The sequence below is a fragment of the Palleronia sp. THAF1 genome (assembly GCF_009363795.1).
Taxonomy (GTDB): domain Bacteria; phylum Pseudomonadota; class Alphaproteobacteria; order Rhodobacterales; family Rhodobacteraceae; genus Palleronia.
The window spans coordinates 119,283-130,654 of the sequence record NZ_CP045420.1 but is presented as its reverse complement, the minus strand read 5'-3'; the positions used below and the strand labels follow the sequence as shown (position 1 = coordinate 130,654).

Here is an 11,372-nt window from a genome sequence, read left to right as displayed (position 1 = left end):
GCCCCATGGGACGCCCTCCTCGAGAGCCGCGGGACCCCGCTGTTGGGACTGCGCCACCAGCCGGCGCGCCTCTAACCAATACTCCGTCGCTGTTACAGCGATACTGGCGCATCAGTCTTCTTCTCACACCCGGGCAGCCGAAAAACCCGGAGGGCCCGGTCAAGGCAGTCGCAGGGGATATCAAGAAGGAGCCCGAATCGGGGCTGAGGCGCTCGATAAGCTGTGTATTTAGCGGCGAACCCCAGCCTTTCCGACAGCTTGACGCAATCGTTCGCCAAGCCTTTCCAGTATGCTCGGCGGAGAACTGGCGAGCCGGACGGATATGAGCTCGCTGCCCAATCACACTCTGCTCTCTGCATCAATGCGGCCGTCGACGCCACCAAACAAACATAGCAACAAAACGGTATAAACAGCGACAAGGCAGGAAAAGTATAGTTATTTTGGATGCTTACCGCCTGCTTGGGAACAGGCGCCACTCTACGCTTGGCACGAACAGGACGCTTGCCGCAGAGCCCTGCACAGCCTATATTCAGAAAGTGTCCAAGGAGTAGATCCATGCAATTTCTACGCAGTCGTGAATTTCAAAAAGATGCTCACGCCGGTAAGGAGGTAAATACACTTACACCAGCGGACATTGAAATCGCTGACGGCACCGTGAAGATAGATAAGGACCGGTTCAACTTTCGTGACGTAATCGTAGCGTCCATAAACAACGACACCGTCAAAGGCGATGGGGTTGGCGGATCGGCACTATTCAAGACGCGAGAATTTTTGACCAACGGCCGGATGATTCAGAAAGTTTATAAGGCGACATTCAATGAAGAGGCAGCCGTCAAAATGAACGATATTGGCCGCGAGATCGTTGATGCCGGGGGTTCGGTCAAAATAACCTCAATCAACGACATGGCTTTCCGCAGGGCCTTTTTCCGATAACCTTGCAGACCAGTTTATGTAGAGTTGATGCAAGCCTCAATCTCGGTCCTTTGCAGTTGCCGTGCGAAGCAACTCGAGAGGCCAGCTCATTGCTTTGGGAATCGGCCCCATGACAAACGCAACTTTGCGAGCGACTGGGTTCATTCGATACGCGAAAAACATGTTGAAAATGGCGCCGATTTCTTTCGGGACAACCTTCCCAAGCACAAGAATTGGAAACGCCGACGCGAAGAAAATGAGAACTTGCTGCCCTCCAATATCCAGCTGTAGCCACTCATAGCTCAGGCTTGCATTGCCGACGACAGGGTATGGAGTGGAAATCATGAGCGGCACTGACCCCGGGTCCGAGACGAGGGCGAACGGAAGACAAGCTGCGAGAGCGATATTTAAGAACACGCTGAGGCTCGCGAACGAGCCAACGTAAACTGCCCGAGACGTTTCACCGAGACTATCTTCTTTTCTTTTCAACTTACGTTGGTCGCGCTCCACGCGCATCCATTTTCTTTTTTGATGTTTGTCGAGGTTTTGCAAGCCTACGTTGCGAATCACTTCTTCAAAGTCGTTATAGCGCGCCGCCACCCCCTCAAATTCCTCGCGAAGCGCCTCTTGAATGCGAACGTCCGTATGAGCGGTTGAAAAAGCAGTTTCGGATGCCGACGCAAAAAAAGACAAACCGACGAATATCACGATAAGCGCTACAAAAAGTTTCGTCGACGAGACCAAATACCACTGTCCGTGCACAAAGACATAAAAAACGCCACAAGTAACAACAGTGAACAGTAAGAGCCAAAAAAACTTCATTTCCCAACTCGCCGCTAGCAGATCCATAGATGGCTGCGATATCAGTCAATAAGCTTACGATCAACTTCAACTCCGTGATAGTTGCCGTTTGGCGACTGCATACTTGATGAGAGCTTGGGCTCAAGATACATAACCAAAAGACGACGCCACCAGCGATGGCGATCGCCGAGAGGGAGACCGTGGGGTTTCTGTCGTAGCAGGTAGCGATGCGCCGCCAGTCCTTGAGACGCCCGAGCATGATCTCGACCCGTTTATGCTTTAGGTAGCAGCGCTTGTCGTATCTGACTGGTGTGTCGCGTGGTTTCCGGAAAGGGATGCAGGGCGTTATCTAATTGTTGCTAAGGTCTTCACGGAACCAGTCTGCGTCGTATCCTTGGTCCGTTGCCTGGCAAGGTCCTGCAAAGCAAGATCCCGATAGCGCCCAATCGCCAGTCGATATCCGGAAAAGTGTTCGATAGCAGTCTTGCTCCAGAATAATCGCTGACCTCTCCGACCGTAATGAAGGGCCGGATGGGCCGCCCTCGTGCATCAGTCACGGCATGGAGTTTGTTGCTCCGTTCTCCGGCGAACCTGCCCCCCGGACAGCATCCTTCTCCTTTGAACCACTGTGTGCGTCCGATCAGACGCAAATGCCCCCCCCTTTTTCGACCACAGACGTGAGGCCGTGCTGTGCACTTTCAGATACGTCGCGTCGATGGAGATCGTCTTATCGTCCGAGCCTTCGCTGCCGCACCTGCTATGATCCGCGCGAGCACGCCCATAACGCTCCACCGCTTCCAGCGATTGTAGAGCGTTTTATGAGAGCCGTATTCCTTCGGCGCATCGCGCTATCGCAACCTTTTGCGCTCCCAAAAGATAACCCCGCTCAGGACGCGCCGATCATCGACAAGGGGCGCGCCATGGCTCTTAGAAAATAAGGCCGCAGCCGCTCCATCTGAACCTCGCTCAGCCACTATAGATGACTCACAACGCCGCCCCCTTTGCTCAGGGACGGTGGGGCACGCAGGCATCATCGGCTCAAGCAGATCAATAGTTCCTGCCCCCCCAAATACTCGAAGCAGCAATGGAAACTCGCGTCAAACTTTCGCTGGTCGGCCACCTATTGCGACCGTGGCGAATGTCCCCTCCATCTATATTTTGTTTAGAACCTGAGCGGATGGTCTCGGAAGCAATTTCTATAGAGAACTCGCTCCACGCCGACTTTATCATGGCATCAGCGGGTGTCGATTTCACATTGGTCCGAAAGGTTCCATTCATCCATACATACATTGGCGTCTGGCATCTGAATTCCTTTTTGGATCGGATGCGCAATCTGGTGGTCTCCTGTTGCGCAAGCCGAATGAAATGTAAAATGAGTTACTACTGCGACGCTCACCTTTGATTTGCGGTGCAGAAGGCGTGAACTCAAAGACTATAGCGAAAAACAGATTGCCCTTCACCAGTGCCAAACTGTTCGCGTTAGTTTTCGGCGCAGTAGGGGAATGGGCAATTATTCAAAGCCGTATCCACTCGCAGACGGAACTGGGGTCACCTGCGAGACATGGAAGGCGAAGTAGCTTACGCGATCGAAAGATTTACGCTGAGAGCTCCGATCCCATTGGCCTGCATGGTAAGAAAGTTCGTGATTTTGGATACTTAGATGTGCAACAGTGTCTTAGGTCAGAGCCTCCGAAAGATGACCGGGGAGGTGAGTAAATCGTAGCGGCAAGGGGCTCGTGACTATCAGTAAGAATTTCAGCCATCTTCACGAGATCGACGCGCCTCTGGCAATTTTGGCGACGCATGCCGAGAGATACTTCGTTGATGATGCGAATACGGCGCTGATCAAGACGCGCCAGTTCGCGGAGCGGATGGCCCGGGTGATCGCTGAGTCTGCCGGTGCCGACATCGCCGGCAACGACATGTTCTCCGACATACTACGAAGCATCCGTCGCGATGACTTGGTGCCTGCCGAGATACTGGACATCCTTCATCGGCTACGGATTGATGGAAACGCCGCCGTTCACGGGTATGACGGCGAACGCCGGATGGCATTCGAGGCAATCAAGCTCTGCCATCGCCTCGGTGTCTGGCTTCGTGCCTCCGCGACCCGACAGCCGCGTCTGACGATGCCATTTACTCCGCCGAGGCTGGCGGAGACCGACGCGCCCGACCTCAAGGAGCAGGTGGCGGCACTCCGATCCGAGTTGGAGCAGCGCTCGGCCGAAGCCTCACGTCTCGCAGAAGAGGCCGAGGACGCTCGTGGCGCAGCCCTGAATGCCGAGGACAGGGCCCGTCTCGCAGAAGAGGAACGCGCGATCTTCGCAGAGCTGGCCGAGGAAGCTGAGCAACGCGCTGCACGACCGGTCGATCGCGGCAAAGCGCAGACGTTCATTCAGGCTGCGTTCGAGTCGGCCAAGGATATGGACTTCGACGAGGCTGACACGCGCCTCCTCGTTGACGAACAACTTCGTCAGGTTGGATGGGATGTCGACAGTGCCAAGCTGCGATATTCCTTGGGCACCCGACCGGAGAAGAACCGCAACATGGCCATCGCTGAATGGCCGACATCTTCGGGCCCGGCGGACTACGCGCTCTTCGCTGGACGCATTCTGGTCGGGATCGTGGAAGCCAAGCGCAAGCGCAGAAACGTCATGTCTGCCGTGGATGTCCAGGCGAGCCGCTACTCGCACGATATACAGCCTCACGAGAGTTTCGAGTTCGCGGGTGGCCCTTGGGATGACCACAAGGTGCCGTTCATCTTTGCCACCAACGGACGTGGCTTCTATCCGGCGATGGCCACCCAGAGTGGGATCTGGTTCCGCGACACACGAGATTCCTCCAATGCTTCGCGCGCGCTGGAAGGGTGGTTCACCCCTAAAGGCCTCGTCGAACGGCTCGAGGTCGATCGTCGAGCCGCAGAGAAGGAACTGGAGGACAAGCCCTTCAACTTCGGCTTCGACCTGCGTCCCTACCAGAAGAAGGCGATCAAGGCCGTAGAGAAGGGCGTTTCCGAGGGACAACGTGAAATGCTGGTCGCAATGGCAACAGGCACCGGCAAGACCAAGCTGGCCATCGCCATGATCTACCGTCTTCTGGAGGCGAAGCGCTTCCTCCGAGTCTGCTTCATCGTTGACCGAAGTGCACTCGGAGAGCAAGCCGAGAGCGCCTTCGAGACGACGCGCATGGTCGGCGCGAAGACGTTTGCCGAGATCTTCGGCCTCCGAGGTCTTGAGGACCAGAACATCGACCGGGACGCCAAGATCCACATCTGCACCGTGCAGAGCCTCGTGAAGCGCGTCCTCGAGCGCGAGCCCGGCGAGCGACCTCCTGTCGATCAGTATGACCTGATCCTGATAGACGAGTGCCACCGGGGCTACCTACTCGACCGAGAGATGAGCGAGGCCGAGACGACGTTCCGGGACCAGAATGACTACGTGTCGAAATATCGGCGTGTAGTCGAGTATTTTGATGCAGTGAAAGTCGGACTTACAGCGACGCCGGCCCTGCACACCGCACAGATCTTCGGCGAGCCGATATATCGTTACAGTTATCGCGAAGCCGTCATCGACGGGTGGCTGATCGACCACGATCCGCCACATCTGATCAAGACCGCGCTTAGCGAAGCAGGCATCACGATCAAGGCGGGCGAGACCATCGACGTTCTCGACCCGCGGACCGGCGAGATCGACATTGCCACTTTACCCGATCAGCTGGACTTCACCGTAGAGCACTTCAATCGACGTGTCCGGGCGCCGAAGTTCAATCAAGTCGTCGCGGAGGAGATCTCGCGCCGGATCGACATCATGTCGCCCGATGCTGGCAAGACCCTCGTCTTCGCCACCTCAGACGATCATGCCGACGAGGTGGTTCAGTATCTACGACAGGCCTACCGGGATGAGGGCCTCGATATCCGTGACGACATGATCCAGAAGATCACCGGGTCGGTCGACAAGCCGGGCAAGCTGATCCTGAAATACAAGAACGAGTCCGATCCCAGGATCGCCGTGACGGTCGATCTGCTCACCACGGGCATAGACGTTCCCGCGATTACCAACCTGGTCTTCCTACGCCGTGTGAACTCCCGAATCCTCTATGATCAGATGATCGGCCGCGCGACCCGCAAGTGCGACGGGATCGGCAAGGAGGCCTTCCAGATCTACGACGCGGTCGACCTCTATCCGAACCTCCAGGCTATGACCGAGATGCGGCCCGTCGTCGTCGACCCGAAAGTGTCCTTCGAAACTCTTTTCGACGGCTTCGAGAACGCCGATGACACGTCCCATCAAGAGGAAATCCTCGACCAGATCATCGTCAAGCTTTCCCGCAGGGTCCGGCGAATGAACGACGAGATTCGGCAGCAATATTGTGCTCAGGCTGGCGAGACACCTGAAGATACGTTGGAACGCTTCCGGAATGGACCAACACCAGAAGTCCGGCAGTGGACTCAAGATCGGCCCGGGCTGGGGAAGTTTTTCGACTTCAAAGGCGACCGCGGCGCCCCGCCGATCATTCCGATCTACACTGGCGATGATACTGTCACCGGGGTCACGCGTGGATATGGCGAGGGAGTGCGCCCGGCCGACTTCATCGAAGCCTTCGAGACGTTCGTGCGCGACAACGCGAACAAGATCGACGCGCTGAACGTGGTCGTCACGCGCCCGCGCGACATGACCCGCAAGAGCCTGCGTGAGCTACGTCTGGCCCTCGATGCCCGACACTTCACAGAGAGCGCCTTACGCACCGCGTGGCGCGACAGCACGAACGAAGACATTGCCGCCTCCATCATCGGCTTCATCCGACAGGCAGCCCTCGGCGATCCTCTGATTCCCTATGCCGACCGTGTCAGTGCGGCCGTCAGAAAGGTTGCATCGACCCACGATCTCGATGATGTCCAGCGACGCTGGCTCGATCGGATCGGGGACGAAATGAAGAGCCAGGTCGTCATCGACCGACAGGCCTTCGATGACCCGCCCTTCGCACAGCAGGGCGGCTACAAGCGCCTAAACAAGATCTTCGGGGGCGAACTCGACGCCATCCTCGAGGAGATAAAAAATGAGACTTGGGAGCCCGCCGCATGAGCGCCACGCAGGACATCGTCGCCAAGCTCTGGAAACTCTGTGACGTCCTCCGCGACGATGGGGTGACCTATTCCGAATACGTCACCGAGCTGACCTTCCTCCTCTTCCTCAAGATGATGGCCGAGACCGGACAGGAGCGCCGCATCCCAGAGGAATACCGTTGGGACACTTTAGCAAAGCGCGAGGGGCTCGATCAGCTCACCCACTACAAGCATCTCTTGACCGCCTTGGGTGATCCCAAAGAGAAGGATGCCGAGGGCAAGCTCAAGCCCGCCAAGGACCCACTTGTCCTCGCCATATTCGAGAACGCCCAGACCCGCCTGCGCAAGCCCGCCAACCTCAAGAGCCTCACGACGGCCATCGGCGACCTTCCATGGTTCGACGCGCGCGAAGAAGGGCTGGGGGACCTCTACGAGGGCCTCCTTCAGAAGAACGCCGAGGACAAAAAATCCGGCGCTGGCCAGTATTTTACCCCGCGCCCACTGATCGATAGCATCATCCGGCTCACGAAGCCCCAACTGGGCGAGCGTATCCAAGACCCCGCGGCCGGAACGGGCGGCTTCGTCGTTGCCGCCCACCGCCGCATCTACGAAGAGAACAACGAGCTTTACGGCCTGCCTGAGGGTGCCGCCGAGAAGCAGGTCCGCGACTGCTACAGCATCGCCGAACTCGTTCCCGACACGCACCGCCTCTGCCTGATGAACATCATGCTCCACGGCATCGAGGGCGACGCGCAGTCCATGGACACCCTGACCGACGAGGGCGCCGGACTGCCCAAGGCCGACCTCATCCTCTCCAACCCGCCCTTCGGCACCAAGAAGGGCGGCGGGCGGCCGCAGCGGGGCGACTTCTCGACCACCGCGGGCACCTCGAACAAGCAGCTGGCCTTCGTCGAGCACATCATCCGCGGCCTCGCGCCCGGGGGCCGTGCCGCCGTTGTCGTGCCCGACAACGTGCTTTTCGAAGACGGCACCGGCCGCGCCCTGCGGCAGATGCTGATGGGCTGGTGCGACCTGCACACCATCCTGCGCCTGCCCACCGGCATCTTCTACGCCCAAGGGGTCAAGACCAACGTCATCTTCTTCACCCGCAACGTGGATCGCAGCGAGAGCGGGGGGACCGAGGCCGTTTGGGTATACGACATGCGCGCCGGTGCGCCCTCCTACGGCAGGACCCGCCCCCTGCGGGCCGAGGACTTTGCCGACTTCTTGGCGGCCTACGGCGACGATCCTCATGGCGGCGCCGAGCGGCAGGATCAGGGCGAGGAAGGCCGCTTCCGCCGGTTCAGCCGCGAGGAGATCGAGAACCGCGGCGACAACCTCGACATCTCTTGGCTGCGCGATGGCGAGGAAGAGGCTGAGGACGGCCTGACCGACCCCGACGACATCACGGCGGCGACCCTCGGCCACCTGCGCGAAGCCACGCGCGAGATCGAGGCGCTGGTGCTGGAACTGGATGGCAAGGAAGAAGAGGCGCCGGCTGCGGCGGCGGAATGATGGGATTGCCTGAGAACTGGTCGGCAGAAGAGCTTCAGAGCATTGTGGGCGCAGGGGGACTTGTCACCGACGGCGATTGGATTGAGAGTAAAGACCAAGATCCCGAAGGCGATGTTCGCTTGATCCAACTCATGGACATCGGTGACGGCGCGTTCCTTGACAAGTCATCGCGATTTCTGACGGCGGAAACGGCCGAGAGACTGAGGTGCACCTTTCTGAAGCCCGGCGATGTCTTGGTCGCTCGAATGCCGGACCCATTGGGACGCGCCTGCATTTTTCCGGGAGTGGGACAACGGGCCGTGACAGCCGTCGATGTGCTCGTCTGGCGCTCCGGAGAAGAAGCGGTTTCGCCTGAATGGATTGCAACTGCGATCAATAGCCCAGAAGTCCGAAGTCAGATACGGGCGGAGGCTTCCGGGACCACCCGTCAACGTATTTCTGGGGGACGCCTGAAACGTCTTTCCATTCCCATTCCTCCACTCCCCGAGCAGCGGCGGATCGTGGCGAAGCTGGACCGGCTCTCGGCGCGCTCGGCCGCCGCGCGCGACCACCTCGCCCGCGCCACCAAACTCGCCACTCGCGCTAAGCAAGCGATCTTGACCGAGGCATTCCGTGGAGGCGTGAGTTCTAAAGAACATCTCGAATATGCTGATCGCCAAGAGATCGACACCCCGTTCACGATACCTGCTACCTGGGAATGGAAAACCGCCGAAGAGCTATGCGAATGGATTACCAAAGGAACAACGCCGAAACGCGATGACCTGAACCCCGACGGTGGCGACGTGCCGTTCATTAAGGTCTACAACCTGACCTTCGATGGTTCATTGGATTTCACCAAGGAGCCAACTTTCGTGAGCAAATCTATTCACGAGGGCTTCCTCAAAAGGTCCAAGGTGTTCCCAGGCGACATTCTGATGAACATTGTCGGCCCACCTCTCGGGAAGGTCTCCGTCGTTCCCGAGACACACCCAGAGTGGAACATGAACCAGGCTATTGCGGTGTTCCGAGCTAAAGACGGAATTCTCCCCGCGTTCTTGGCGAAATGGCTGCTCAGTGAGGCCTACCTTTCTTGGGCGACCGCATTGTCGAAGGCAACCGCAGGTCAGAGAAACCTCACTCTCGAAATCTGCCGAAGATCACCGGTGCCCGTGCCGCCTCTTGATGAACAGGCCGAAATCGTCCGCCGCATTGAAGCCGCCTTCGCCCGCATCGACCGGATGACCGAGGAGGCCAGCCGCGCCGCCCATCTCCTGGATCGGCTCGACGAGCGCTTGCTGGTCAAGGCCTTCCGCGGAGAGCTCGTCCGCCAGGACCCCGAGGACGAACCCGCCGAAGCCCTCCTCACCCGCATCCGCAAAGCCCGCGCCACCGCCCCGAAAACGAAGCGTGGGCGCCGCAAGAAGATCGACGCCGAATAGGAGGTCCGCCGTGCCATTTGACCAGTTCGAAGAAGCCTTCCGCCTGTCGACATGGCGCAGCCTGCCGATCACGCAGTTCAAGGTGAAAGTGGCGGATCTGCGCGAGGCCCTTCCCGACTTCGAGTTGCGTCCTTTCGGCGACCCGCCGAACGACAATCCAAGGCTACGCTGCATCGTGCGCATGCCGACCCCCGGCGACAAGTTCGAGCGTCCGGTCGCGGTCGTTTCCGACCAGTATGACCTCCTCCAGCACCGGGTGATGGCCACATGGCTGGCAACGAACCTGACCGAAGCCGGTCTTGGCGAGGCGGAAGCCGACATCACCATGTCCGAGTTCGGCGAGCGCTTGCGGATCAAGGTGCCTCTGGTCGAACGCACGGTCGACTTGAATGGCGACCTCTTCGAGCGGGACGAGTATCAACCCGAGATCGAGATCACCAATTCGGTCGATCGCAGTTCCGCCTTCAACGTCGTTTTACGTTGGCGCCGTCTAATCTGCTTGAACGGCATGTTCACGGTCGAGGAGGATCGTATCCGGTCGGTCCATCGGATGGACCTTTCGCGGACGCAGATCGTCAGAGAGTTCATGGCGGATCGAGTGACCAGGATGCCTGACGTCATCGCGGAACTGCGCCGATGGAAAAAGCAGGAAATCTCGCAGGAGGATGCGCAACACTGGTGCGAAGGCTGGCTCCGCGCAAAGAGCGGGTGGACCGTGGAGAACTGCGCGCGTCTCTGGGCCATCCTCGAAACCGGCTACGACGGCCTGGTTACCAGACCTTCTGGCAAGCTGGAAAAGAGTCCGCTATCGGACTATCGGGTGGGACAACATCGCTGCGTCCCGGGCGTGCCGTTTCCCATCGAGACGGCCTACGATCTCGCCCAACTGCTTACCTGGATCACGTCGAACCAGCGAACTGTAGAGATGCAGATCGAAGGCACGGAGGATGTTCCTCGCCTGATGACTGCATTTCAAAAGACGAAGCCAAAGAAAGTGAGAGCTCCCGCGCCACGGCCTGCAATCTGACAAAACTGTAAAGCTCATGCCAGATTGATACCGGTGCCGCTCTAATGCTTCCAAGCTCGCAAGCTTATGAGCTTCCGACACATGCGGGGATTCCGACCGCCGCAGGGCTCTCGATTTCGCCATTTCAACTTCCGCTAATATTCAGGGCCTTCGCACAACGTGAGCCCTAAGATGACACAGAAACCCGCCTACACCCCCGCCGAAGTAATCGCCGCCGGCATGACCATGCGCGCCCGCGGCGTAGAACCTGAACGGTCTTCATTATGGGCCGAACTCGGTCGTCGCGGCCAATCAGGCACACCATGGAAAGTCTGGCTTGCCCATCGGGACGATCAGCTACCAGCACGCGTCGATACTGATCTGGACGGGAAGGTGCAGTCGGCTGAGATGACATCAGCGATAGAGGGTCACAATCGAGCGTTGGCGACAGTTATCGCCTGCGCCAAGGCCGAGGCGGAAGCACCTCTTCTACAGCGCGTCGAGATGATGGAAAAAGCCCTTACTCGCGAGTCTATGGAGCGGCAGAACCTCGAACGCCTGGTAGACGAACTTGAGGCTGAGCTTGTCGCGCGCGACGCTTTGCTTGCGCAACGAGCCTACGGGACAGGCCCCCGTTTGATACTGCCCTGAAAGTAAT

The 11,372-nt window shown here is 58.6% G+C and carries 7 protein-coding genes and 1 pseudogene; 6 read left to right on the top strand and 2 right to left on the bottom strand.

Features of this window, described 5'->3' with window-relative positions; translation table 11 throughout:
- Positions 1–555 precede the first annotated feature (555 nt).
- On the top strand, positions 556–933 hold the full coding sequence (locus FIU81_RS00630; RefSeq protein WP_124110800.1) for a hypothetical protein: 378 nt from the start codon (positions 556–558) through the stop codon (positions 931–933).
- Between the two features lie 36 nt (positions 934–969).
- Here the strand turns inward: FIU81_RS00630 and FIU81_RS00625 are convergent, their stop codons facing one another.
- Together FIU81_RS00625 and FIU81_RS00620 are read right to left on the bottom strand one after the other, a co-directional pair.
- On the bottom strand, positions 970–1,761 hold the full coding sequence (locus tag FIU81_RS00625) for a hypothetical protein (RefSeq protein WP_172971351.1): 792 nt from the start codon (positions 1,759–1,761) through the stop codon (positions 970–972).
- A gap of 103 nt (positions 1,762–1,864) precedes the next feature.
- Positions 1,865–2,668: pseudogene (locus FIU81_RS00620) on the bottom strand (IS5 family transposase); the annotation flags it as partial.
- A 781-nt stretch (positions 2,669–3,449) separates the two neighbouring features.
- Between FIU81_RS00620 and hsdR the strand changes: the two are divergent.
- The 5 genes from hsdR (at position 3,450) to FIU81_RS00595 (ending at position 11,365) form a co-directional block, all read left to right on the top strand.
- On the top strand, positions 3,450–6,794 hold the full coding sequence (gene hsdR / locus FIU81_RS00615) for a type I restriction-modification system endonuclease (protein ID WP_216644263.1): 3,345 nt from the start codon (positions 3,450–3,452) through the stop codon (positions 6,792–6,794).
- Entirely contained in the window at positions 6,791–8,290 is a 1,500-nt protein-coding gene (locus FIU81_RS00610; RefSeq protein WP_124110802.1) for an N-6 DNA methylase, read from the top strand. The genes hsdR and FIU81_RS00610 overlap by 4 nt, the downstream gene beginning before the upstream one ends.
- A complete protein-coding gene (locus FIU81_RS00605) occupies positions 8,287–9,708 on the top strand; it encodes a restriction endonuclease subunit S (protein ID WP_124110803.1) in 1,422 nt (473 codons plus the stop codon). The genes FIU81_RS00610 and FIU81_RS00605 overlap by 4 nt, the downstream gene beginning before the upstream one ends.
- 10 nt (positions 9,709–9,718) lie before the next feature.
- The gene (locus FIU81_RS00600; protein WP_124110804.1) at positions 9,719–10,735 is read left to right on the top strand and encodes a DUF932 domain-containing protein; all 1,017 of its coding nucleotides are present in this window, start codon (positions 9,719–9,721) and stop codon (positions 10,733–10,735) included.
- A gap of 171 nt (positions 10,736–10,906) precedes the next feature.
- On the top strand, positions 10,907–11,365 hold the full coding sequence (locus FIU81_RS00595; protein ID WP_124110805.1) for a DNA-binding protein: 459 nt from the start codon (positions 10,907–10,909) through the stop codon (positions 11,363–11,365).
- The last annotated feature ends 7 nt before the right edge of the window (positions 11,366–11,372 follow it).